This is a genomic window from Stackebrandtia nassauensis DSM 44728, assembly GCF_000024545.1.
Taxonomy (GTDB): Bacteria; Actinomycetota; Actinomycetes; order Mycobacteriales; family Micromonosporaceae; genus Stackebrandtia; species Stackebrandtia nassauensis.
Genome location: NC_013947.1, coordinates 1,459,097 through 1,483,365, shown reverse-complemented (window position 1 = coordinate 1,483,365; position 24,269 = coordinate 1,459,097). Strand labels below are relative to the sequence as shown.

Sequence of the window (24,269 nt, the reverse complement as noted above, 5' to 3'; positions counted from 1 at the left end):
ACATGATCACCAGACTCGGGGTGGCCAGCGTCTACGTCAACGACTACGACGAGGCGCTGGAATTCTTCACCACCAAACTCGGCTTCAAACTGCGCGCCGACCTGAAGATGGAGAACGGCTACCGCTGGCTGACGGTCTACCCGCCCGACAGTCCACAGTTCCAGCTGTCGTTGACGGTGCCCGGCCCGCCCAGCCACGACGAGGAGACCGCCGCGATGCTGCGGACGCTGCTGGCCAAGGGCGCGTTGAGCGCGGGCGCCTGGAACACCGACGACTGCCGGGCCACGTTCAAGGAGTACTCGGCGCGCGGCGTCGAGTTCCTCCAGGAACCGCAGGACCGGCCCTACGGCGTCGAGGCGGTGTTCCGCGACAACTCGGGAAACTGGTACAGCCTCAACGAACTCAACGCGCAGGCCTTCGACGACCAGGCGATGTCCGAGGCGTTCGAACCCGGCGACTCCTGAGTGTGCGGACCGGAACCGGTGCGGCCCTTCTCCTCCCGGTTCCGGCTCCGCGTCACGCCGCCAGCGACACGACCGCCTGCACCGCCCAGTGGTCGGAACAGAGGTTGTCGTGCCGGGTCACCCAGGTGTTGATGCCCGCCTTGTGGACGGCGAACCGTTCGGTCGCGATGATCCAGTCGATGCGGCGGCCGTCGGGCTTCGGCCGGGGCCGCCACCCGTTGGCGGTGCCGTAGGTCGGCGTGACCCGCGCGGCCTTGTGGTTCCAGGAGTCGTGGAAGCTCCCGTCGATCATGGTCTTGGCGCCCCAACTGATCGAGCCGGGCACCGTCGGCGTCGTCGACAGCCACCGGTGCCCCTCGTCCAGTTTCTCCAGCCGGTCCTTGCGGTAGAAGGCCGCGCAGGTCTCGCCGCTGCCGTCCTTCTCGCGGCCCCGCCACGCCCACCAGTACCCGGGCAGCCGGTCCTTCAAGTCCCGGATCTGGTTGCCGCGCCCCTCCTGGGTGCCCAGGATCGTCGGCTGCTCCGCCTTGACCACCTTCTCGATCCTCGGCAGCCGCGCCTGCCAGGATCGGGCGCCACTCCTCGGGCTGGAATCGGTGCCCACATTGATATCCACCGCTCAGCCACCACACCTCCACCGTTCGTCCACACCACAGCGAACTCGTCCCGCGACAACAGCCTCACCAGGCACGAATGTCGATATGTTGCCCCGGTGCGAAAACCCACTTGGAAGGCCGCGCTCATCGCGGCCGTCACCGTCACCGCCGCGGTGGCGATAAGCCCACTGGCGCTGGCCGACCCCGCCCGCGCCGCCGACGACCCCCGCCACATCCAGGTCTACAACGAGAACGTCGAGAACCTGCCCACCGCCAACCTGGAGTGCCACGGCGACTGGACCGACCTGCTGTACTACATGAAGGTCCAGGACCACAATCCCGACATCTACCTGGTCCACCAGATCAGCGGCAAACGCCAGCTCGACAAGCTCGTCTCCAAAATGGAGAAGATGTTCGGCGAACAGTACGCCGCCAAGATCGCCGACCCCACGCCCAAGAAGATGAAGTCCCCCTGCGGCGCCCCGAAGCAATACCAGACCAACGCCGTCATCTACAGCACCGAACGCTTCTCCGTCGCCAACGCCGACAACAACACCTGGCGAGCCCAGGCGCTCAACTCCAAAGGCGAGTGCGTCAACAGCAACCAGGCCCGCACCCAGGCCGTCAAGGTACTGCTGAAGGACAGGCTGTCCGGAAAGCACGTCACCGCGGCCTCAGTCCACTGGGCCACCAAACGCTCCGGCGGACCCCCGTGCGCGGCCAGCAACGCCCGCGAGATCGCCGAAGAACTGTCCGCCAAGGGATACGGCGGTGACCTGCGCGTCGTCGGCGGCGACTTCAACTACACCGCGACCTCGGGCGGAACCGACTACCGCGGCTGGTACAAGTCGATCAACGCCGACCTGGGCGGCAAACTGGGCCTGCGCGACGTCGTCTTCGACAAGTGCGAGAAGTCAGGCGAACTCGCCAAGTGCCTGCGCGCCAACTCAACCAACGGCAGCGGCACCAGCCGGATCGACTTCCTCTTCGCCGCCAAACCCGGCGGCGTCCCCAAGGTGACCGCCACCCACACGATCGGCTTCGACGAGGGCGACGCCGCCGACCGCCAGGTGACCGGCACCGACCGCGCCGACCGCCGCTACTCCGACCACCGCGCCGTTCGCGCCCGAGTGCACTACTGATCCCCTCACCGCCCCCGTCGGGGCTGGCCCGCGACCTCTACCCCGCGGGCCAGCCCCGGCGCCGAATAATCCCGGCCCCCGTCGCGCTCTTCCGGTTACAGTTCCCACGTGACCAGCGCTGACTACTCGCACCTGCCCAAAGCCGAGTTCGCCTTCCCCGGCCCACTGCGCGACAAGCTCGTGGCCGCGATCCTCGACGGCTCCAAGACCTCCACGACCGGCATCCTCGCCGACTACGAACTGTCCGGCGACCCGCTGCCCCAACCCGGCGAGCACAGCGTCCTGGTCGACTCCGCCGACCAACCCGTGGGCATCATCGAGGTCACCGAGGTCAAGACCGCCCCACTGTCCGACGTCGACCTGGCCCACGTGATCGACGAGGGAGAGGGCAACACCTCCGTCGCCGACTGGCGCGCCGACCACGAGAGCTTCTGGCACAGCGACGCGATGCGCGAAGCCATGGGCGACCCCAACTTCACAGTGGACGACTCCACCATCGTCGTCCTCGAACGCTTCCGCCTCATCACCAACCTCCGCTGACCGGTTCAGGGTCAAGCTCAGGGTTTTCATCCATGCCAACCCGGCCTCGACGTCGCTAGATTGTCGGCATGACAACGGAACCGAAGACCCACCACCGACGGCTGGCCGCCACTGGCCTGGCCGCCGTGACCACATCCATCCTCATCGGACTGTTGCTCCGCGACGTCGTCCCGCCAGCCGACGCGTGGATCATCGACCACTGGTACGCCGCCCCCGACAGCCTCATCACCACCATCGCCACCGCCACCAGCGGCGTGGGCACCCTCCTGGCGCTGGCCGCGGTACCCGCCGCCGCGATCACGCTGCTGATCCGCCGCCGCGCCCAGGGCAAGCCGCATCTCAGCCTCCTGGCGCGCGGACTGCTGCTGATCCCGATCTGCGGTTCCGTCCTGGCCATCCAACAGCTCGTGATGCGCCCGGGCCCACCGATGCAACCGGAAGCCTCCACCTACCCCAGCGGCCACGCCACGATCGCCACCGCCGCCCTGTTCACCGCGGCCGTACTGTTCTGGCTCGCCGACCCCCGCTGGGGCCGACTGGCTGCCAGCACCGGCGCCGTCGCGGTACTGGCCGTATCGGCCAGCCGCGTGGTGCTCGCCGAGCACTGGCTCCTCGACGTCGCGGGCGCCATCACGGCCACCGCGGGCATCGGCCTGCTCGCGATCGCGGTCCTGCGCATCGTCCCGTGGTGGCAACCCGCCACCGCGCCGGTCTCCTAGCCGCCGCTAGAACCGCGCGGGTTCGCGGTACTCGCCCCACTCGGCGCGCAGGGCGTCGCAGATCTCGCCGAGGGTGGCCTCGACGCGGACGGCGTCCATCATCGCGGGGATGATGTTGTCGTCGGTGCGGGAGACCTGGACCATCCGGTTGAGGGCCGCGTCGACGGTGTCCTTGTCGCGGTTGGAGCGGCGGTCGGCCAGTGCCGCGACCTGTTCGCGTTCCACGTCGCCGGAGATGCGCAGGATCTCCAGCTCCTTGGCCACGGTCTCGGTGTGGCAGTTGACGCCGACGATCTTCTTCTCGCCGCGTTCGAGTTGCTGCTGGTAGGTGAAGGCGGCCTCGGCGATTCCCGCCGTGAACCAGCCCTCCTCGATGCCGCGCAGGATGCCCGAGGTGACCGGGCCGATCTCGTGGCGGCCGGTGCCCATGGCCTCGCGGGCGGTCTGGCCCGCCGTCGAGCCGTCGGATTCGCCGCCCAGGGCGAGGATCTGGGTGAAGATCGCCTCGGCCTCAGCCTCGATGCGGTCGGTGAGGGCTTCGACGTACCAGGAGCCGCCCAGCGGGTCGGCCACGTTGGTGATGCCGGTTTCCTCCATCAGGACGGTCTGGGTGCGCAGCGCGATCTCGGCGGTCTCGTCGGTCGGCAGGGCCAGGGTCTCGTCCAAAGCGTTGGTGTGCAACGAGTTGGTGCCGCCCAGGACGGCCGCGAGCGCTTCGACGGCGGTGCGGACCACGTTGTTGGTGGGCTGCTGAGCCGTCAGCGACACACCCGCGGTCTGGGTGTGGAAACGCATCCACTGCGCCCGTTCACTGGTGGCGCCGTAGACGTCGCGCATCCAGCGCGCCCAGATGCGGCGGGCGGCGCGGAACTTGGCGATCTCCTCGAAGAAGTCGATGTGCGAGTCGAAGAAGAACGACAGTCCGGGCGCGAAGGTGTTGACGTCGAGACCGCGCGACAGGCCCAGCTCGACGTAACCGAACCCGTCGGCGATGGTGAACGCGAGCTCCTGAGCGGCGGTCGAACCGGCCTCACGGATGTGGTAGCCGGACACCGACAGCGGCTTGTAGCGCGGGATCTCGGCGTTGGTGTAGGCCATCAGGTCGCCGATCAGGCGCAGGTGGGGTTCCGGCGGGAACAGCCACTCCTTCTGCGCGATGTACTCCTTGAAGATGTCGGTCTGCAGCGTGCCGTCGAGCTTCGAGATGTCGGCGCCCTGCCGCTCGGCCGAGGCCAGGTACATGCAGAACACCGGCACGGCCGGACCCGAGATCGTCATCGACGTCGTCACGTCGGCCAGCGGAATACCGCCGAACAGGACGTCCATGTCGGCGGCGGAGTCGATCGCCACCCCACAGTGCCCGACCTCCCCCAGCGACTGGGGGTCGTCGGAGTCCCGGCCCATCAGCGTCGGCATGTCGAAGGCGACCGACAACCCGCCACCACCCGACTTGAGCAGCATCTTGTACCGCTCGTTGGTCTGAACAGCGTTGCCGAACCCCGCGAACTGGCGAATCGTCCACGCCCGCCCCCGATACCCGGTCGGGTACAGCCCCCGGGTGAACGGAAACTCGCCGGGCCACCCGATCCGCCCCAACCGCGGGTCGGTCGAGCCCTCGGCGGGCCCATAGGCGGGCTCGACTTCCAGCCCGGACAGCGTGGTGAAGTCAGCGTCCCGCTTGCGAGCGGCGTCGTAGCGTTCCTGCCAGCGCTTGCGGCCTGCGGAGATGTCGTTGGCGTCCACGTGCGCGCACGTCCCTTCGGGTCAGCATTGTGTGCTGGTGCCATCTTAGGTCGCGGACCTTAACGGGAGTTAGGGCGGAGGGGGCTGAGCTGGGGGTGTGACGAGATGCACTGGTTGGGAGTGGCGGTTATCCTCAGCCGGGGTTCGAGACCACGAACGTGATGGTTTGGGATCGGTCTATGTCCACATTCTTTACCGTTGACGAGCCACAAGTGATCATGGCTGCCGGTATGTGTTGCGCCACAACTGAGGCGTAGCATCGGCCGCTATGGAGCAACTGCTGCTCAGACTAGCGGGAACTGTCGTAAGCGCAGCTTTCAAACGTGTACTCACCAAGCGGCACAGTGATCTTCGCGGCGAAACGTCCCTTTCGGAACTGGTTGAACCCAGGACCAGCTTCTTCGTCCGCAGGAGCTTCAAACGGCACCTGCAAACGATCACCGACTCCGTTGCGCAGCGACTGCAGGAGTTGTACCGCAACGAGTTCACCAATCTCGACTCCGGTGAACAGACTGCGGCCACTCTGCGGGCCATTACCGCGTTTGAGGCGGCCGATATGTCCGACAAGGGACTGTTCGCCGTCGCCCTGCAGTCCGAGGCGCTGGCGAACCGGCTGCTGGAGTCGGAAGCCGGTGGACGTGACGGTACCGATCTCAGCGAGGCTGGCGAGCAGTTCTACCGGTTGCTGGTCCACAACACCTGCGAGTGTCTGGTTCAGCTGGTCATCAATCTTCCCGAATACCAGCCGCGCGTGTTGACCGAGTTGCTGGAGCGAATCTCTCAGATCGAAGAGACACTGACCACGGCCCTGGAGCGGGTGTCGTTTACCAACCCCGTCGCGCCGCAGGGTGCTGATGGGGACGAAGAATTTCGCGCCAAGTACCTGCACGCCGTCAAGAACAACCTCGACGTCCTGGACCTTTTCGGAGTTGACCTGCGGCGCTACAACGCCCGCACCACCCTGTCCGTCGCGTACATCGGACTGTCGGTGCGCACGCGGCAATTGCGGCCCACAGATGACCACGCCCCTCGCGGCGTCGTCTATTCACAGCCAGAATTCGACTATCGGCAAGGCCATCAAACCGTCAGGGTCGAACGTGTGCTCGGCCTCTCCGAACGCATCCTGATCAGAGGAGAAGCCGGTTCCGGCAAATCAACCCTGCTGCGCTGGCTGGCGGTCAACGCGGCACGGTCCAGCTTCGATGCCGACCTGGCCGACCTCAACGGAATGGTTCCGTTCCTCATCAAGCTGCGCAGTTGGGAAGGCGAGAAGCTCCCGGCGCCCGAACACTTTCTCGCCGACACGGCCCCACACCTGCGCGGCTTGATGCCGGAGGGCTTCGTCCACAGAGCACTCGAGTCCGGCCGGGCGTTGCTGCTCATCGACGGCGTGGACGAACTGCCCAATGGGGAGCGTGCGGGAGTTCGGAATTGGCTTTCCCAACTGGTGAAGAGCTTCCCGAAATCTCGCTGGGTGGTGACCTCACGCCGCACGGCGACGGACGACTTCAGCCTCCACACAGAAGGCTTCGGGGAAGCGATGCTCGCCCCCATGTCGTCTTCGGATGTTCGACAACTGATCCGGCACTGGCACCTGGCGATCCGCGACTCCAGAAAACTGCCGTGTCGCTCAAGCGACCTTCCCGACTACGAGCGGGACATCCGCATCAAGATGAAAGCCAACGCCGACCTGCGGGCGCTGGCGACCACGCCGCTACTGTGCGCCATGCTGTGCGCGCTCAACCTCGACCGACGTCGCCATCTGCCCACCGACCGCGTAGAGCTGTACCGGGCCGCGATGGTGATGCTCATCGATCGTCGCGACGCCGAGCGCCAGATCCCCATCACGATTCCCCATCTGGGTCAGACGGAAAAGCGCACGCTACTGCGTGACCTGGCCTGGCGGCTGTCCCTCAACAATCGGACCGAACTTCCCCGAGACGCGGCGACGGCCCGTATCGCGAAGAAACTGCGATCGATGCCCAGCGTCGATCAGAATGCCGAGGCGATTTTCGAGTACCTCCTGGAACGCAGTGGCGTGATCCGGGAGCCGCAGTCAGGACGCGTCGACTTCATTCACCGCACGTTCCAGGAGTTCCTGGCCGCCGACCAGGCTGCCGACAATGGCGACATGGGGCTACTCGTGGAGAACGCCCACCGCGATGAATGGCACGAGATCGTCACCCTTGCCGCGGGGCTGGCCAACGCCCCGCAACGTTCGGAGCTCATCACCGGTGTACTCAACCGCGCCGACACGGACCAGCGATACGCCCGGCGCCTGCACATCCTGGCCGCGTCCTGCTTGGAAACCATGCCTGACCTGGATCCCGGTCTCGGCCCGCGCATGGAACGAGCGCTGGCCAGTCTGCTACCGCCGCGCAACAGGTCCGAGGCGATCTCACTTGCCCGTATCGGTCCTCCCCTGCTGCGTTACCTGCCTCGGATTCCCGAGCGGTTGTCCGAGGCGGCCGCCAGCTCGACGATCCTGACGGCGGCTTTGGTGAACGGCCCCAAGGCCGTGAACGTGCTGCGCGATTTCGCCGCCGATTCCAGGCGGCAGGTGCAGGAGGCTCTCATCGACGCGTGGTCGTACTTCAACCCGAAGGAGTACGCGCGAGAGGTACTGGCGAACGCTCTCCTGGTCGACGGCGCCATCACCGTCAATTCACAGGACGTGATTCCGGTGTTGAGCTACCTACAGCGCTTGCGGGCCACCCACGTGGCGCTCGACAGCGTCGACGACATCTCGATCCTGAACGCGGTTCCCTGTCTGACCTCGGTCGACGTCCGGGGCGGCTTCGACGATGTCGCACCCTTGGAGCAGCACGGCGGCCTGGAGAGTGTGCGGATCCGTACCACCGCCGTCTTTGACCCCACTCCGCTGACGCGGCTGCCCAAGCTGCGCGACCTGGCACTGACGTCCACCGTCCACATGGATCTCAGTTTCCTCGCCGACTGCGAGTCGCTGCTCACCCTGTTCGTTCAGGCTGATGGTGATACCGATCTCTCGCCCATATGGTCGCTCACCAAACTCACGCAACTCGGCCTGTGGAGCATCTCCCCCAACACCGACCTCAGTAGATTGTCCACATTCAGCAGCCTTCGTGCGCTGTCGCTGGGTGGACCGCCAGGCGGTGAGCGCTCGTCCGCTCCGAGAAGTATCGCCTCGCTTCCGATGTGGGCTCCCCAGCTTCGGAATCTCACGCTGTTCCATATGGACCTCGAGGACGATCTCGCGGCGATCTCCGCGTTGCCCGCCTTGACGGGCCTTGGCCTTTACGAATGTTCGATATCCAACCTGGAAGCGCTCATCGACTTCACGAGTCTTCGATCCTTGCAACTCGACGGATTCAAGACGCTGCCCAATCTGGCGGTTCTCGCCAAAGTTCCGCAGCTCAAGTACCTGTACCTGCGGGATTCGCCTGAGGATTCGACGGTCATCGATCTCGCGCCGTTCGCCGACCGCGACATCACCATCGGCGTTTCCAAGTTTCATGAGGTCTGCAACGTCGGGCCAGGCGTAAGGGTGCGGCGCCTCAGCTAAACCTCCGCAACCACATCCGAGTTCTCCCACGCCGCCAAACTATGCCCCTACGGCACAGTTTTCCCAGCTAAATCACCCTGTCAGCCACACCGCTCGGGAAAAAATCTCAACGAATTTTCCACCCCGATCCCCCAGGTCACGCCCCACATCCGCCTTCCCGCCCATGCCCGCTTCTGTGTTTGACCCTTGCTAGAACCACAAACCTGGGCTAAAAAGGTCCCAATCCCAACACGTCCGGGAACAAACAAACACCAGAGGCTCAACCCGGCCCCACAGCCGGTGCCTCGTCATGCGCAAAGGAGCCCCATGGGAATCGTGGCCGATCGACTCGCCAGCACGCGCATCGAACTATCCACACCAGACGGCCTGGTGACCGGTGTCCTCCGCTCGCTCGACGACGTGTCGTTCGAGTTCCGGGACGGCAGCGTCCGCCACTACAACGAACGCGGGCTGGAACGCCAGCTCTCCAACCTCCTCGCTCGGCTGTGGACGGACTACCGGCAGGCCCGGTTCGCTGCCGTCGCCGAAGCCACCGGACGCCCCGCCGAGCCGTTCAAACCGTGGCGGGCCAACGGCCGCCGCTACGAGGCCGAGCGCGAGGAGACCGTCGCCGAGGGGATGTCCACCGGCCATCGCGTCTTCGTCAGTACCACCGGGCTGCGGCGCTGGAACGTCGTCATCCGCGACGGTTCGCTGTCCAGCGTGGATGAGACGGCGTTCGCCGCCGAGGTGGGAAGCGGCTACGCCGCCATGGTGCTCGACTGGCGGCGGAAGCTGCGACTGTTGCGCGCCAAGCATTTCCCGCACTGACAACCAGCTCTCGAAAGGAATCGCAATGGGAGACAACCAGGTCACCGGCGGCGACATCCACAAGCTCTGGATGACCGCCCATATGGACATCTCGGCCGTGGAGGACGCCTACATCAAGCTGACCGAACAGCTCGACGGTGACGTGGCCGAAGGAGACGAAGGCAAGTACGGAAAGGCGTTCGACTCCTGGAACATCTACCGGGAGATCGTTCAGCTGGCACTGTTCCGGACCGCGGTGTCGGCCCGGGCCACGCGGCTGGCGCTGGACCTCGCGGTCTCGGAGTTCACCTTTGTGGATGGAGATGCCGCGAACGGGATCACCGACGCGGGTAAGGAGTTCCTGGAGGCGGTGGGTGACGAGAACCAGACGCCGCCGGAGTACGTGGTCGAACCGGAGGGCGATCCGGTGGCACCACTCGGCAACGACGAATAGGCACGGTCAGACAACTCCAGACAGGCGAAAGGACGACATGACATGAGCCGCGGCGGTAAAGGCGGAGACGGCGACACCCGAGGGGGCGGGGGTGAGAACGGCAACCAGAACAACAAAGGCGGGAATGACGAGGGCGGCAACGAGATCGAAGTCCCCAGCATGGAGGAACTGGACGGACTGGCCGACAAGATCGCGGACGAGTTCGTCAGCCAGGGGATGAAGATCTACCAGACGCTCGACCCGGAGACCCGCCCCTACCCGGACGAGTACCGAGAAGGGCTGCGAAGCCAGGTCGAGGAGCTGCCGGAGAAGTTCAAGGAGTTCTACACCCCGGGGCCGGGCGAGTTCACCGCGAAGTTGGACCTCATCGACGAGCTCACCAGGAAGCTCGACACCCAGGCGGGTGATTTCAACACCGGCGAGATCAGCGGGCATGTCCACGACGCGATGGACAACATGGGCGAGTGGGAGGGCGCGTTGAGCATTTCCTTCCGCAAGGGGTACCTGGATCCCCTGTACGAGGGGATCATCCCCAACCACGGCAGGGTGCTGGCCCTGTTGCACGACAATTTTCAGGCGATGCGCGACATCTACGCCGAGGGGCGCAAGAGTCTGAAGAAGATCGGTGAGGATGGTCTGTCCGCTATGGAGCAGGCCGACGACGTCGACGGGGCCGCCGTGGTGACGGCGCTGACGGTGTTGGCCGCCGCGTTCGGGCTCGGCTTCGCGGGGCTCGCCGCGGTGCCCGGTATCGCGACGGCGGCCGGGGTCGCCGGGGCGGCGGTCGCCGGTGGGCTCGCCGTGGCCTCGGATCAGGCTCCGGAGCCGGAGGAGATCCCGCTGGCCGGGAGTTCCGCCGAGGATGTGCTGGTGAACATCTACGACGCGCTGAGCAAACTGGAGGATGACATCCTCACGAAGGAAGCCGAGCTCATCGACACGATCCTGCGGGGCTGCGATGAGACCCTGGAGCTCGTGGGTGACACCACCGAGAACTCGATGTTGGTTCCGAAGATGCCCGATCTGGTCGGCACCGCGCTGGATGACTATCACCAGATCTCCGAGGGTCTGAACCAGTTCGACTAGTCGCGGGTCGTGGCTCGCCGGATCACAGCTCCCACAACACGTCGGAGTCCTCCGCGTCGAGCCACACCCACTGGCGCTCGGGGGTGACCGTCATCCCCATGCGGCCGCGGTCCGGGCGTCCGTGGGCCTCCCAGTCGGCGGCCAGTCCTTCGACGGTGCGCCACAACGACTTCCCGTATTCGACTGCTCGGATGGCTCCGTCCACTTCGATGTCGATGCGGGTGTCGGGGGTCGATATCCGGACTTCCACCAGCCGTCCGTCGGCGACGCGGCTGGGGTGGACCTGCACGTCCGGGGCCGCCAGTTCCAGCCACAGCCGGAACTCCATGTCCCCCAACACGTCCACGTCGATGTCGGTCTTGATGACCCGGGGTGGGACGGCCAGGTAGCCCGGTGGTTTCGGCTCCCACGAATCGCCGGGGTGCCGCAGTTCCATGAAGAACCCCGCCTCGCGCGGGAACCGGCCGCTGAGGCTGCCGTCGGGGCGGCGGTCCAGTACCGCCAGGGCGCCGCCGAAGTTCATCGGGGCCACGACCCGGGCGTGCGGGGCGAGCTGGTCCAGCCAGGCTTCGGGGATCCGGGACAGTCCACAGGTGGCGATGACCCGGTCGTAGGGGGCGCGGGACGGGCAGCCCAGCGTTCCGTCGGTCACCTCCAGGTGGGGGTGGAAGCCGACGCGGGCCAGGTTGTCGCGGGCATCGGCGACCACATCGGACTGGATCTCGACGCTGGTGACCCGCTGCTCGCCCAGCCGGGTGCACAGGAGGCAGGCGTTGTAGCCGGGCCCGGTGCCGATCTCCAGGACCCGGGAGTCGTCGCGCACGTTCAGCAGTCGCAGCATGATCGCGACGATCAGCGGTTGCGAGGCCGAGGAGGTCGCGACCGGTTCGCCGCCGGCGGTCTCGTAGCGGGTGACCACGACCTGGTCGGCGTAGGCCTCCCGCAGCAGTTCTTCCCGGTTCCAGTCGGCGGCGTCGGGGGCCACCCCGTCGGTGTCGACGGCGTGGCCCCCGTTGACGAATTCGTGCCGTGGCACGCGAGCGAAGACAGCGGTCCAGGCCGGGTCCAGGCCCTCGCTGGCGAGGTAGTCGGCGAGCCGGGCGGCGCGTTCACGCCAGTCGTCGGCGACGTTCATGGTCACAGCATGGCATTACCCCGAAACGGGGTCTACTGATCAGACGGCTCCAGATAACCCAGTTCCATGGACACGATCGACGGCAGCGAGTCGGCGATCTGGGCCCCGATGTCCTGGGCGGTGGCCCCGTCCACCGAGTCCGGGTTCTCGGCGAACATCGCGCAGCAGTCCCACATGGAGGCGGTGCGGTAGGAGAAGGACCAGATGAGGAACGACAACTGCGGGATGCCGAGCATGCCCTCGCCGTGCTGGCCGATCCAGCGCAGGTTGGGGTCCTCGGGCGCGTTGCTGATGCCCACGGCGGTGGGTATCAGGCGGTAGCCGGTGAGGACGTCCATGGCGGAGTTGCCGTGCAGGTTGGCCTCGACGAGCAGGCCGCGTCCGACCAGGTCGTCGACGGTGGCCGAGACCTTGGAGGTCGACAGGTCGTTGCTCAGCGATTTGATGACCCAGTCGCGGTCCACGCGGTGTTCGGCGTGCTGGTCGGGCTCGCCGTAAGCCGCGTAGTACACCTGCCATTCCAGTTCGGTGAGCTGTTCCACGTCGTTGGCGACGTGGACCTCGTAGAAGTCCGGTTGCTCGGCTGGGGGGTCCGCCGGGGGGAAACAAGCGCCGAGCGGCTTTCCGACCGGCAGGATCGTCATCGACATTCGGACTCCTTACAGTTATCAACACCAGTGACGCGGTGGCGTATCCGAAACGACGCCTGACCACAACAGGCAGCTTATCCGGCATACGCCACCGCACCGACATACGTTTGGCGCTCGTTAGCAGGCGATTGGCTTGACCCACGAGCATTCAAGGCCGGAAGGTGCCTCTTTCTCCGGTTGTGGCACCTTGACTCCGTCCTTGTCGAGGGATTCGCCCTGCGAGTAGGACGCCAGGGTCACGGCGATCTTGTCCTCGATGTCCTTCACGCCGGTCAAATAGTCGTTGGTGACGATGCTGAACACCAGCTCACGGCCGTCGGCGTCGGTGACGTAGCCCGACAGCGCGGTCACGGACGTCAGCGAGCCGGTCTTGGCGTAGACGTTCTTCTCGGCGGGCGTGTCGCACATGCGGCTGCGCAGCGTGCCGCCGACGAGCCGGTCGGGTTCGCAGGCGATGGGCATCGACTTGTACCAGGTGTCGAACCACTTCGCGTCGCGCAGTTTGGACAGCAGCGTGGTGAACTGGTCCGGCGGGATGAGGTTCCAGCGGGACATGCCGGAGCCGTCGGCCTGCCGCAGCCGAGACGTACTGAGGCCCTGTTTGTCCAGGAAGGACTTCACCACCGGCAGGCCGTTGTCCCAGCTGCCCTGTTCGCCGGTCTTCTCGCGGCCCATGGCCTTGACGAGGGTTTCGGCGTGCATGTTGTTGGACAGCTTCATGAACGGGATCAGCAGCTCCGACAGCGGCATCGACTGGCGTTCGGCCAGGGTCTTGGCGCCGCTGGGGGTGGTCTCGCCCAGCCGGATGTCGCCGGTGAGCTTGATGCCCTTGGCCTTGAGGGCGCGGGCGAAGATGTCGGCGGCGTAGCCGGTGGGTTCGTTGACCGACATGTACTCGCTGGTGGTCTCGTCGCCGACGGCGATGGTCCCCGACACGGTGATGATGTTGGTGCCGTGCTTGCGGTCGACGGTCAGGTCGGTCTCGCCGCCGGTCTTGGCGGTGTTGTCCACTTCGACATAACCGGTGGGCGGGGTCAGGGTGACCTTGGCCTTGTCTCCTTCGGCGGCACCGGGATCGACGTTGACGATGACGCTTCCGGCGTCGTAGTCCTCGTCGGGGGCGACGGTCAGGGCCGAGGTCTGGGCGGCGTAGTAGTACGGCTCGTCCTCCCAGCCCCATTCGGTACCCAACCGGACGTCGTCGTAGGCGGTGTCGTCGGCGACCAGGTCACCGCGGACCTTCTTGACCCCGGCCTTGGCCAGCTTGGCGGCGAGCTTCTCGTAGTCGGCGGCGAGCATCGTGGGGTCACCGGTGCCGCGCAGGTAGAGGTCGCCGCGCAGGCTTCCGTTGTGGGGCTTGGCCTTGGACGCGAGGTCGGTGTCGAAGCGGTAGTCGCCGCCCAGCGCGTCCATCGCGGCGGCGGAGGTCAGGATCTTGTTGTTGGACGCGGGAATCGCCCGCATATTGCCATTGTGGTCGTAGATGGTCTTGTTGCCCTCGGCCTCGGCGACGACGACACCGATCTGGGAGTCGTCGAGGCGCTTGTCCTCCAGGATGGTGTCAAGGGCCTTGGCGAGATCGTCGTCGGGCTCCTGGGCATGGGCGACAACGGTTCCGGCGATGGCCACGACACCGGCCACGGCCAGGGCGACGGCGGCGTGGGTTACTGTGCGTTTTCTCACTGAATGACTGTGGCACGTGCGGCCCGGTTTCGCAATATGGACTCCGGTCAGCCCGACGGCGTCGCCTCGACGCGACCGTCGGCCAGGTGGACGACGATGTCGCAGGTCGCCGCGGCCTCGGTGTCGTTGGTGGCGAACACGACGCAGGCACCGCGCTTCGCCTCCTGCCGCAACAGGTCCAGCACCAGGTCGCGGTTCTCGACGTCCAGGTCGGAGGTGATCTCGTCGGCCAGCAGCACCGGCGCGCGCAGTGCCAGGCCGCGGGCGATCGCGACGCGCTGCCGCTGACCGCCGGACAGTTCCTCGGCGAGCTGGGCGGCCTGGGCGGTGACGCCCAGCTGGTCCAGGGCGGCGTCGGCGCGCCGGGTGGCCTCGGCGGCGTCGACCCCGGCGGCGAGCATGGCCACGGCGACGTTCTCGTGCGCGGTCAGCACCGAGGCCAGGCCGTTGCCCTGCGGGATCAGGTGGACGCCTTCGGTGACGGCGTCCTCGCGGACCTGGATGTCCTTGCCGCCCAGGCGAACAGTGCCCGAGGTGGGTGCCAGCAGCCCGGCCATGACCCACAGCAGTGTGGTCTTGCCGGATCCGGAGGCGCCGGTCACCGCGAGCACCGAACCCGGCGGCACGGTGATGTTCACATCGGACAGCGCGTGCCGATGACCGTATTGGACGGCTACCGCCTCCACCTGAAGGCTCGTATTCATGACTCGTCCTTCGTCTCAAGTCCACTGTCAGCGGCCCACAGCCGCACCACGCCGTCCTCGTCCTGCGCGACCCGCAGCAGGCTGCCCGCCGGGAAGCGCGCGGTGACCTCCGGTGGCAGATGGACGGTTCCCCCGGCCCCCATGACCAGGAAGTCCTCGCCGCGTCGGCCCTCGGAGCCGACCCGGCCGCCTCGGATGGTGACGGTGCGTCCCATGTGGGCACCGACTTCGGGGTCGTGGGTCACCACAACGACGGTGTGCCCGGCGGCGTGCACCGCCAGCAGCGCTTGGACCACTTCGTCGCGGGCCTCGGCGTCGAGCTGCGCCGTGGGTTCGTCGGCCAACAGCAGGCCCGCGCCTCCGGCGATGCCCACGGCCACCGCGAGCCGCTGTCGTTGGCCGAGGGTGAGCTGGGAGATCCGGGCGTTGGCGTCGGCCTCGGAGTCGATGCCGACCAGGGCCAGCAGTTCGCGCGGTGATGCCAGGTCGGCGCGGTCGCGGCGCCGGATGCCGCGTTGCGCGAACCGGATGTTGTCGACGGCCGACAGGTACGGGATCAGGTTGCGGTCGCTGCCCTGCAGGATCATCCCGATCTCCCCGGCCCGCAACCGTTGCAGCTCGTCGTCGTCGGCCTTGACGAGGTCGTGACCACCGACGTGCAGCCGCCCGGCGGCGGGGCGCAGCAGGCCCGCCGTCAAAGCCACCAGTGTGGATTTCCCGGAGCCGGACGGACCCACCAGGGCCACCGATTCGCCCGCCGCGATGTCGATGTCCACTCCGGACAACGCGACGACGTCGTAGCCGTCCAGATGGTAGATGTAGACCAACCCCCGGCAGGTGATGCCCAGGGCCTTGTCCGCCGGGGTCACGGTACCGCTCATCAGGTCTCCCCTAGCTCACGCTGTCGCGAAGTCGTCGTGCCGAGCCTCGGCGCCGTCCCAGCCGGACCGCCAGCCACACCAGGGCGGCGAAGGCGCAGGCCATCAACGCCAGCGCGCCGCCGGGCAGCAGCGGCCGCAGCTCGTAGGCCATCGCCACCTCGGGCGCCTCGTCGCTCACCAGCGGCACGCTGGGCAGCACCAGCGCCAGACCGGCGAACCCGGCACCGATCCCGGCCGCCGCGGGGAAGACGATCCAATAGAGATGCTCCCTGATGGACGCGGCTCGCAGCTGCCGTCGCGTCACACCGGACACGGCCAGGGCGGCGTTGTCGTAGCCGCGCACCGCCGCGCCCACGGTGGACGACAGCAGCACCGCGCCGATGACCAGCAGCAGAGCCAGGATCGCGGCCACCAGGTACAGCCGCAGCGACAGCGCGGGCCCCGAGCGCGACATCCGCTCCAGCAGCGTGTCGCGGCTCTCGGACGCCTTGACCACCAGGCCCTCCTCGGCGAGGCGGGCGGCCAGATCCGGGTCGGCGGCGGCGTTGGCCCAGACCTCGAAGGTGACCTCCTCCTGGTCCTTGATCGCGGTGTAGTTCTGCGCGGCCAGGTTGGTGTACTCCAGGTCCACCATCATCGCGCGGACGCCGCCGCGCGGGACCACGGTGACGGCCTGGACGCGTTGGTAGCGTTGCAGATCCCGCTGCGGGCCCATGCTCGCGAACTCGTCTCCGTCCACTTCGGCGGCCGGGATGCTTCCGGCCACCGCCGCCGGGAGCACCAAGGGGTTGCTGGCGTACTCGGCCAGGAAGTCGTGCGAGTCGTCGCTGTCGACCGAGATGCGCAAGCCCTCGGAGCAGTCGAGTTCCAGCGGCGTGTCGGCGGGCAGGTCACCGATGGGCTGCCAGTTGTCGCATTCGGACAGTGAGGCGTCGACTTCGCCGTCGGCGTCGGAGATCTCGGAGACCGTCAGTTTCGCCGACAGCCCCTCGAAGTCCGCGGGGTGCGGGGAGACGCCGACACCGATGAGGCGGCAGCCGTCATCGCATTCGGGGGCCGACACCTCGTAGGTGTCCGAGCCCTTCGACAGGTTGCCCAGCCGCAGCAGCACCGGGTCCGCGCCGTCGGGTACGACCTTGGCGACCAGCGACGGTTTCCGCGCGGCGTCGAAGTCGTCGACGTCGGCCTTGACGGAGATCTCCTCCTTGACCCGCAACGGTTCCGGACGCCTGGGATGCAGCTGACCGGCCAGATCGCCCAGCCGCGCGGGCGACATGTCCCGCCAGCTGGCCACCTTGGACAGCCGGTCGGACTGCACCGCGATGGTGGAGAAGTCCTGGTTGTCATAGCGGTCGACGCGGCGCATCGCGGCCATCAGCTCGTCGCCCTCGGGGTCGAGCTTCTCCACCGTGTCCATGACGGTCTGCGGGTCACCGGCGGACAGGGTGTACACCCTGTCGGCGCCGATCTCGTCCGAGGCGGTCAGTTCCCGGTTGTGTTCGGAGACGTCCCAGGCGCACACGCCGAAGGTCACCACCGCCGCGGCCACGGTCACCAGCACGACCATCCGGCGGGTCTCCGGTCGCCGGGAAACCTGCGCCAGCGCCAGCATCCGGGCCAGTTTCGCCTTGCGCAGCGCGACCGGCAGTCGTCGCCGGGCCAGCTGTTCCAGCAGCCGCGCGACGGCCACTCCCACCACGACCGCGACCAGCGGCGTCGCCAGCAGGCCGATGGCGCCCGCGTCGGAAGCCGACAGCACCTGCCACACCGCGACGGCGGCCAGCGCCACCAGCGCGCCCTCCAGCAGCCCGGCCCGCCAGTTCCCCCGCGCCGGGACCCGGCGCAGCAGGGTCAGCACCGGGCGGTTGAGCACCGGTCGCGCCGCCGCCAGCGCCGCGGCCCAGGCACCCAGCAGCGAGACCGCGACGTACACGACGATGTCGACGGTGAGGGTGGGTGCTGCGTCCTTGGCCAGCGCCTGCCAGGCCACCGTCTGCACCAGCAGCCAGCCCAGCAGCGCGCCCACCGGCGCCCCCGCCACGATGAGCACCATGGCCTCGCCGGTGCCGAACCCGGTGACGGCCGTGAACCGGTGCCCGCGCAGTTTGGCCAGCGCGATCTGCGGGCCCCGCTCCTCGCTGAGCCGGGCCACCACCAGGTACAGCACGAACCACGACAGCACCAGCAGCGGAATCGTCACCAGCGGCACCGAGGCCGCGACCGACGCCTCGTATTGCGCGACGTCCTTGAGCACACCCGATATCCGGGATTCGGTCGTCGCCGTCCGGCCCGCGAAACTGCCGCTCTTGTCGATCGTGGCGAGTTCCGCCTTCAGCTGTCCGACGTTGGCCAGCCGGATCGCAGGAATGTCGAGGGTGTACTCCACCCCGACCTCCACCGGACGTCCGACGGCGGTCGTCGATTCCGGGTCGGTCATGAACAGGGCGTCGAGGTTGTAGTCGTCCGGGCCGATCGCGTGGGCGAACGGATTGACCAGTCCCCAGTAGTCCGAGGAGGCGTCGCGCGGTGTGTAGATCCCGGCGATGGTGACCTCGGCGGTCCCGGCCTCGGCGACCCGCCGGGTCCCCAGTTCGATGGTGTCGCCGACCTCGGCGTCCTCGAACGCGGCCGAGCGCTTGGAGATCAGCACCTCGCCTTTGCCGGTGGTGCACTTCCCCTCGACCATCCGCAGTCGCTCGCACAGGCCCTCGCGGTAGATCACCTGTGAGAAGGCGGGCCAGTCGACCTTCGACACCGAGACGTTGGTCGACACGTACCGCACCGGGTCGACCAACGGCGACAGCTCTTGCGAACCCGACACCTTCGCGTCGATGGATTCATAGATGTCGTCGAAGTGTTCGGCGTCGGGCTTGGCGCGGTGACCTTCGGCGGCGACGCGGGCCCGGTCGAAGCCGGGCGGCAGGTCGGTGAGCTCGTCGGTCAACAGCGACTGGTGCGCCGCGGAGGTGTAGGCCGGGGTCATGACGGCGGCCGCGGTCGCGACGGCGGCCAGCGCCAGCACGACGACGGAACGCCCGGGACGATAACGGATCCCCCGCAATACCACGTGCAACAACGTCATAGTCCGCATCGCCCTCGTCCCTTACCGTCCCAATGCCCCAGCATCGTCACACTTGTCACGCGCGGGCACGGTCGTTGCGCTTTCGTTGTCAATCCGATGAGGACGCGTTACGCGTGATTAAGTGAATTCACCGCTAAGTATCGCAGCGCTCCCGGCGCGTCGGCGGGGACCGCGGGCTGTCGGGGCGCGACCGGCTCCACCCGCCGGTAGGGCTGGCCGGGCGCGGGACGCGGATCGGCCTCACCCTTGTTGGGCCACAGCGACATGGCGCGCTCGGCCTGGGCGGTGATGGTCAGCGACGGGTTGACGCCCGGGTTCGCCGACACCGCCGAGCCGTCGACGACGTGCAGGCCCGGCTGCCCGAACACCCGGTGGTACGCGTCGACGACCCCGGAGTCGGGGTCGGCGCCGATGACGCAGCCGCCCAGGAAGTGCGCGGTGGTCGGGATGTCCCACATCTCCAGCCAGGTGCCGCCGGGCAGGCCGCCGATCTCCTCGGCCAGGTACCGGGTCGCCTTGTGCCCCACCGGGATCCACGTCGGATTGGGTTCGCCGTGCCCGGGTTCGGCGCGCAGCCTGCCGCGTTTGAGGCTGACCCGGATCGAGTTGTCGCGGTTCTGCATCACCAGCGCGACGACGGTGCGCCGCGACCAGTGCCGCAGGTACGGCAGCCGCAGCGCGTCGGCGGGGTGTTTGAGCGCGTAGGCGAGCAGGGCACGCCACCGGTGCGACTGGTCCTTGTCGATGAGGATCGTCGACAGCGCGCCCATCGCGTTGGAGCCGGGCCCGTAGCGCACCGGCTCGATGTGGGTGTTGGCGTCGGGGTGGATCGACGAGGTGATGGCCAGGCCCTTGCTGTGGTCCTCGCCCTTCCTGCCGAACCGCATCGCGCCCAGGATCGCCTCGGAGTTGGTGCGGGTCAGCCAGCCCAGCCGCTTGGACAGCCCCGGCAGGTCCCCGTTGTCGCGCATGCGATGCAGCAGCGTCTGGGTGCCGTAGGTCCCGGCGGCGACGATCACCTGATCGGCGGTGAAACAGCGGCGGCCGCGTCCCCACGGTCCGGTGCGGACGGTGTCGACGCGGTATCCGCCCTCCTCGCGGGGCCGCAGCCGGGTGACGGTCGTGAGTGGATGGATGACGGCTCCGGCGCGTTCGGCCAGGTACAGGTAGTTCTCGGTGAGCATGTTCTTGGCGCCCTGGCGGCAACCGGTCATGCAGGAACCGCAGGCGACGCAGCCGGAACGCTCGGGCCCGGCGCCGCCGAAGTAGGGGTCGGCGACCGGCTCGGGCCCGTCGCCGAAGTGCACGCCGACGCGGGTGTAGTGGAAGCTGTCGGCGACACCGAGCCGTTTCGCCACCGTCTTCATCGCGGCGTCGGCGGGCGTGTGCACGGGGTTGTCGACGACGCCGAGCATCCGCGACGCCTGGTCGTAGGCGGGCGTCAGTTCGCTTTCCCAGTCCGCGATCCCGGCCCACTGTGGATCGGTGAAGAACTCGCCGCCCGGCCGGTACAGCGTGTTCGCGTACACCAGCGACCCGCCGCCCACTCCGGCGCCCGCGAGCACCAGCACCCGCGAGCCCTTGCGGCCCCGGATCAGGTGAACCCGCTGGATACCGCGCAGCCCCAGCCTGGGCGCCCACAGGAACTTGCGCAGCCGCCAGGAGTTGCGCGGTAGCGCGGCGTGCCGCCGCCGGGGGTCGGGCTGGCCGGGGTCGTCGAACCGCGCGCCGGTCTCCAGCACCCCGACGCGGTAACCCTTCTCGGTCAACCGCAGCGCCGCGACGCTGCCGCCGAAACCCGAGCCGATCACGACGACGTCGTAGTGCGTCGCGGACCCGGAACGCACCTTACTCATGAGTAAGGACTATGCCAGAGTTCCCGCCGCGACGCCAGGGCTCACCACGGCTGTCCGTCGAAGCCCGAGGTGGCGATCCACAGCGCCCGCGTCGCCGCACCGGCGCGGTGGTTGAAGTCGTCGTCGGGAACCAGCCGCAGCAGGTCCAGCACCGCGCTGTAGTGGCCGCAGGCGGCGGCCCGCCAGGCCAGTCGCTTGGTGTCCTCGCGGCGGCGCGCCAGCGGGGTGCGCAGCAGTTCCTCGTGGGCGGCGCGCAGCTCGGCCAGGTCGGCTGCGGTGGGTCGGTCGGGCTCGGCGTTGCGGTCCGCCTCGGCCAGGCTCTCCCGGTCGCTGTCGTGGTCACCGCGCTCGTCGTACTCGAAGTACTCACGCAGCAGGTCGGATCGTCCCATGGGGACGAACACGCTGAAGGCGTCGATGACGTCGTACATGGACTTGCGGGCGCCGTACAGGAACTCGCGCACCAGGTCGTCGCGGCCGATCCGCACCAGGTGCGCCAGCCAGCTGTCCTGGTGGAACGGGGAGCCGGGTTCGTCGACATTCCACACCGCGCGGGCCCGGTCCTCAAGGCCCGCCTCCAGCAGCGCCCAGCACACCGAAAGCCGGTGCTGCCAAGGGTTCGGGTACGGGTTGATGGCCTCGATCGCGCGGGCGATCCACGCCTCGGCCGCGTCGGGTTCACCCAGGGCGGCGAAACCGGCGCCGATCGCCGAACCGACGGACGGCAGCTCGTGGTCGTCCACTCCGGACGACGCGCTCGCGACGGCCTCACGGTGCAACCGCCGGGCGAACGTCGCGTTCCCGTTGGCGGCCAGGATGAGCGCGATCTCGGCCTGCGCCCGGGTGTGGCCGCCTCGTTCGTCCGGCGGTATCAACGCGATCAGCGACTCCGCCGCCTCGGCCTGTCCCGCGCGGGCGCGCTGCCGTGCGGCCAGCCGCAGGGTGTCGGCCACGTGCGAGGTCCAGCCCTGCCCGAAACCGCGCACCGACTCGGCGACCAGGTCGTACAGGTCGTCGACGCTGGCGGTGTTGGGCGGCGGCCACTCCGCGACCGCTGCGGGCGCCGTCCTGTTCTGTACCGGCGCCAGGATGTCCTTGGAGTCCTTGGCGAGCAGGCGAAAGCACGACGCGACGTCCTTGGCCACCGTTGCCTCACCCCAGCGGAACGGCCAGGCGTACCGACGGCCGACCGACCAGGCGAGTTTCTCGTCCAGGACGGCGGCGGCATCCGACGGGGCGATCACGACGCCCTCGGTGAAGGCCGCCGCCCAGTACTCCTCGTCGAGCGCGAAGGTCGGGTTGGGGTGGAACCGCTGCCCCAGGTCCTCGGTGTCGTTCCACAGCGGACGCTCGGCGGGAACCTCATGCGCGAACCGGAAGTCGCCGAGCGTCTCGCCGGTACCGAGGTCCCGGAACACCAGACTCTGTTTGCCGCCGACGACCAGGACGTCCCCGGCGCCCCACCACAGGCCGAGCGCGTCGGCGGGAGCCTCGAAGGTCTCCAGGTTCCCGGGTTCGTCGTCCAGGGCCACGATCACGACGTGGTTGTCGGAGTTCAGGCAGGCGGCCCGCGTACCGTCGGGCGACCACGCCCAGGTGCAGCCGTCAGCGAGGTCCCAGCGCGACGGTTTCGGCGTCAACGGCAGGTCGTAGCGGTGTTCGGTGCCGTCGTATACGCGGACACCGCCCTCCTTCTCTTCGTCCACGACCGCCAACCGGGGCGTGCCTTCGCGCATGCCCCAACGCATCCGGGCAGCTGAGAACGGCGAGTCGGTCTCGGCGAGCTGCCGTCCCGTAGCGGCGTCGATGAACGCCAGGGTCTTGCCGTGGTCGAGGGCCATGATCGTCTCATCGGGACTGATCGCCATCCGGTTGAAGTCCCTGAGGCTGTGGAACGGCGTGTCGACGAACCAGCTGAGCTGGCGCTTGACGACGTCGATACACACGGCCCCGGCCTGGCGCGGGATACCGGCGTCGTCCTCCCACCACCACTCCCCGAACGCCCACACCCGGGTGCCGTCCGCCGAGAACACCGAGTGGTCCGGCGAGATCGCGGCCTTGTCCAAGTCCTTGACAAGCTTCGCCGACGGCTTCTTCATCCACAAGGGCTCGGGGTCACGGAAACTCGGATCGAAATTGCTGCGCCGCAACGGGGCCAGGCAAGCCCACACCCCGGTCTCGGGGCTTTGGTCCCACTCGCCGTGGTGGATGAAGACGCGGGTCGCGTCGGGTGCCAACGCGAAACCCACCGGACGCGAAGCCCCGTTCCGTCCCGCCACCCCCACGTCGGCCAGCGGCGGGTGCACCCGGTCCCCGAACGGGTCCCACTTGCCGACCATGCTGGTGTTGAACTCGTTGGCCAGCACCCGACCGTCGGCCGACCACTGGATGTTGCGGGCGAACTCCGGCCAGCCGACGCCACCGAAGACTCCATCCAGGACGTTCACGCAGCGACCCGTTGCCAGCTCCCAGATCTGGATGGTGCCGCCGCGCTCATAGTCGTCGCCGATCCAGCTGCCGACCGCGATGTGGCGGCCGTCCGGGCTCAAAGCATGACACGACAACTCGTCGCTTTGGTGCCCGTCCGGATGCCGCAGCAACGCTCCGCCCGTCCGCAGTTCGCGGGTGGCCAGCCGGTGCGCTTCCGTGACACCGTCCCGCTCTTCCAAGCCGCGCAGCGCTTCCCGCAATGGCAGCAGATCCCGCTCGACATCGAGACTGGACCAGTCGGCCGCGCCCAGTATTGCCTCGGCGTCCACTGCGCTCACATCGTCCGCCAGAGCGGGAAAGCCCGAAGCGTCCTCGACGGTCGTGCCCTCAGCGGTCGCCGCCTCCCCCGACAGCACCGCCATCAGCGCCGCCTCACCGTGCACCGGGACACCCAGAGCCAGCGCCTTGTCGGCTTTGCCTCCGGCCTTGTCACCGGCGAACACCAGGTCCGTCTTGGACGAGACCGTACCCTTCACGATGGCGCCGAGCTCGGAGAGCCGTTGCCCCGCTTCACTTCTCGGCATCGCCAGGAAGCTGCCGGTAAGTACGATCGTCTTTCCCTCGATTTCCACAGCGCCGAAGCATAGGACACGGGAATGACACCCGAACGTATGAGCGGTGCGCATAAATACGCATACGCGTATAGACTTTGGACACCCCCCGCTCACACGTTATTCGACAACTCCCCCAAACTGCCATAAGGGACGCGTT

At 67.8% G+C, this 24,269-nt stretch carries 18 protein-coding genes; 8 read left to right on the top strand and 10 right to left on the bottom strand.

All coding sequences use genetic code 11. The annotated features are described in order from the left end of the window. Nucleotides 1-2 precede the first annotated feature (2 nt). Complete coding sequence (locus SNAS_RS06885) at nt 3-464, top strand: VOC family protein (protein WP_013016676.1); 462 nt, start codon at nt 3-5, stop codon at nt 462-464. 52 nt (nt 465-516) lie between these two features. Here the strand turns inward: SNAS_RS06885 and SNAS_RS32480 are convergent, their stop codons facing one another. Further along, entirely contained in the window at nt 517-1,080 is a 564-nt protein-coding gene (locus SNAS_RS32480; protein ID WP_144300417.1) for an exonuclease/endonuclease/phosphatase family protein, read from the bottom strand. A 96-nt stretch (nt 1,081-1,176) separates the two neighbouring features. Here SNAS_RS32480 and SNAS_RS06875 point away from each other — a divergent pair, with 96 nt between their 5' ends. The 3 genes from SNAS_RS06875 (at nt 1,177) to SNAS_RS32475 (ending at nt 3,461) form a co-directional block, all read left to right on the top strand. After that, on the top strand, nt 1,177-2,202 hold the full coding sequence (locus tag SNAS_RS06875; protein ID WP_013016674.1) for a hypothetical protein: 1,026 nt from the start codon (nt 1,177-1,179) through the stop codon (nt 2,200-2,202). A gap of 108 nt (nt 2,203-2,310) precedes the next feature. Continuing rightward, the gene (locus tag SNAS_RS06870) at nt 2,311-2,742 is read left to right on the top strand and encodes an ASCH domain-containing protein (protein WP_013016673.1); all 432 of its coding nucleotides are present in this window, start codon (nt 2,311-2,313) and stop codon (nt 2,740-2,742) included. 68 nt (nt 2,743-2,810) lie between these two features. Then, a complete protein-coding gene (locus SNAS_RS32475) occupies nt 2,811-3,461 on the top strand; it encodes a phosphatase PAP2 family protein (protein ID WP_013016672.1) in 651 nt (216 codons plus the stop codon). A gap of 6 nt (nt 3,462-3,467) precedes the next feature. Here the strand turns inward: SNAS_RS32475 and icmA are convergent, their stop codons facing one another. Beyond that, complete coding sequence (icmA, locus tag SNAS_RS06860) at nt 3,468-5,204, bottom strand: coenzyme B12-dependent isobutyryl-CoA mutase large subunit (RefSeq protein ID WP_013016671.1); 1,737 nt, start codon at nt 5,202-5,204, stop codon at nt 3,468-3,470. A 268-nt stretch (nt 5,205-5,472) separates the two neighbouring features. On the opposite strand from icmA, the gene SNAS_RS06855 reads away from it, so the two are divergent. The 4 genes from SNAS_RS06855 (at nt 5,473) to SNAS_RS06840 (ending at nt 11,077) form a co-directional block, all read left to right on the top strand. Next, nucleotides 5,473-8,748, top strand: coding sequence for an NACHT domain-containing protein (locus tag SNAS_RS06855; RefSeq protein WP_013016670.1), 3,276 nt, complete (start codon nt 5,473-5,475; stop codon nt 8,746-8,748). 306 nt (nt 8,749-9,054) lie between these two features. Continuing rightward, a complete protein-coding gene (locus SNAS_RS06850; protein WP_013016669.1) occupies nt 9,055-9,558 on the top strand; it encodes a hypothetical protein in 504 nt (167 codons plus the stop codon). Nucleotides 9,559-9,583: 25 nt separating this feature from the next. Further along, on the top strand, nt 9,584-9,991 hold the full coding sequence (locus SNAS_RS06845; protein ID WP_013016668.1) for a hypothetical protein: 408 nt from the start codon (nt 9,584-9,586) through the stop codon (nt 9,989-9,991). Nucleotides 9,992-10,033: 42 nt separating this feature from the next. Beyond that, nucleotides 10,034-11,077, top strand: coding sequence for a hypothetical protein (locus tag SNAS_RS06840; RefSeq protein ID WP_013016667.1), 1,044 nt, complete (start codon nt 10,034-10,036; stop codon nt 11,075-11,077). 22 nt (nt 11,078-11,099) lie between these two features. Here SNAS_RS06840 and SNAS_RS06835 read toward each other — a convergent pair whose 3' ends face one another. From SNAS_RS06835 to SNAS_RS06800, 8 genes are all read right to left on the bottom strand, one after another. Continuing rightward, a complete protein-coding gene (locus SNAS_RS06835; RefSeq protein WP_013016666.1) occupies nt 11,100-12,212 on the bottom strand; it encodes a methyltransferase domain-containing protein in 1,113 nt (370 codons plus the stop codon). Nucleotides 12,213-12,244: 32 nt separating this feature from the next. Beyond that, a complete protein-coding gene (locus SNAS_RS06830) occupies nt 12,245-12,862 on the bottom strand; it encodes a hypothetical protein (RefSeq protein WP_013016665.1) in 618 nt (205 codons plus the stop codon). A 117-nt stretch (nt 12,863-12,979) separates the two neighbouring features. Beyond that, nucleotides 12,980-14,545, bottom strand: coding sequence for a D-alanyl-D-alanine carboxypeptidase/D-alanyl-D-alanine endopeptidase (gene dacB / locus SNAS_RS06825; RefSeq protein ID WP_013016664.1), 1,566 nt, complete (start codon nt 14,543-14,545; stop codon nt 12,980-12,982). 47 nt (nt 14,546-14,592) lie between these two features. Next, nucleotides 14,593-15,249, bottom strand: coding sequence for an ABC transporter ATP-binding protein (locus SNAS_RS35675; RefSeq protein ID WP_013016663.1), 657 nt, complete (start codon nt 15,247-15,249; stop codon nt 14,593-14,595). Beyond that, nucleotides 15,246-16,130, bottom strand: coding sequence for an ABC transporter ATP-binding protein (locus SNAS_RS06815; protein ID WP_013016662.1), 885 nt, complete (start codon nt 16,128-16,130; stop codon nt 15,246-15,248). The genes SNAS_RS35675 and SNAS_RS06815 overlap by 4 nt, the downstream gene beginning before the upstream one ends. 10 nt (nt 16,131-16,140) lie before the next feature. Continuing rightward, nucleotides 16,141-19,212: an ABC transporter permease family protein gene (locus tag SNAS_RS06810; RefSeq protein ID WP_041624603.1), complete on the bottom strand. Its 3,072-nt coding sequence runs from the start codon at nt 19,210-19,212 to the stop codon at nt 16,141-16,143. Nucleotides 19,213-19,319: 107 nt separating this feature from the next. Further along, complete coding sequence (locus tag SNAS_RS06805) at nt 19,320-21,068, bottom strand: GMC oxidoreductase (RefSeq protein ID WP_013016660.1); 1,749 nt, start codon at nt 21,066-21,068, stop codon at nt 19,320-19,322. A 41-nt stretch (nt 21,069-21,109) separates the two neighbouring features. After that, the gene (locus SNAS_RS06800) at nt 21,110-24,184 is read right to left on the bottom strand and encodes a WD40 repeat domain-containing protein (RefSeq protein WP_013016659.1); all 3,075 of its coding nucleotides are present in this window, start codon (nt 24,182-24,184) and stop codon (nt 21,110-21,112) included. Nucleotides 24,185-24,269: the final 85 nt, after the last annotated feature.

What these genes read in the sequence shown, in the direction of transcription:
- SNAS_RS06885 (WP_013016676.1), top strand. Translation starts at nt 3, where the DNA reads ATGATCACCAGACTCGGGGTGGCCAGCGTCTACGTCAACGACTACGAC.
- SNAS_RS32475 (WP_013016672.1), top strand. Translation starts at nt 2,811, where the DNA reads ATGACAACGGAACCGAAGACCCACCACCGACGGCTGGCCGCCACTGGC.
- SNAS_RS06855 (WP_013016670.1), top strand. Translation starts at nt 5,473, where the DNA reads ATGGAGCAACTGCTGCTCAGACTAGCGGGAACTGTCGTAAGCGCAGCT.
- SNAS_RS06850 (WP_013016669.1), top strand. Translation starts at nt 9,055, where the DNA reads ATGGGAATCGTGGCCGATCGACTCGCCAGCACGCGCATCGAACTATCC.
- SNAS_RS06845 (WP_013016668.1), top strand. Translation starts at nt 9,584, where the DNA reads ATGGGAGACAACCAGGTCACCGGCGGCGACATCCACAAGCTCTGGATG.
- SNAS_RS06840 (WP_013016667.1), top strand. Translation starts at nt 10,034, where the DNA reads ATGAGCCGCGGCGGTAAAGGCGGAGACGGCGACACCCGAGGGGGCGGG.
- SNAS_RS06835 (WP_013016666.1), bottom strand. Translation starts at nt 12,212, where the DNA reads ATGAACGTCGCCGACGACTGGCGTGAACGCGCCGCCCGGCTCGCCGAC.
- SNAS_RS06830 (WP_013016665.1), bottom strand. Translation starts at nt 12,862, where the DNA reads ATGTCGATGACGATCCTGCCGGTCGGAAAGCCGCTCGGCGCTTGTTTC.
- SNAS_RS35675 (WP_013016663.1), bottom strand. Translation starts at nt 15,249, where the DNA reads ATGAATACGAGCCTTCAGGTGGAGGCGGTAGCCGTCCAATACGGTCAT.
- SNAS_RS06815 (WP_013016662.1), bottom strand. Translation starts at nt 16,130, where the DNA reads ATGAGCGGTACCGTGACCCCGGCGGACAAGGCCCTGGGCATCACCTGC.
- SNAS_RS06810 (WP_041624603.1), bottom strand. Translation starts at nt 19,212, where the DNA reads ATGACGTTGTTGCACGTGGTATTGCGGGGGATCCGTTATCGTCCCGGG.
- SNAS_RS06805 (WP_013016660.1), bottom strand. Translation starts at nt 21,068, where the DNA reads ATGAGTAAGGTGCGTTCCGGGTCCGCGACGCACTACGACGTCGTCGTG.
- SNAS_RS06800 (WP_013016659.1), bottom strand. Translation starts at nt 24,184, where the DNA reads ATGCGCACCGCTCATACGTTCGGGTGTCATTCCCGTGTCCTATGCTTC.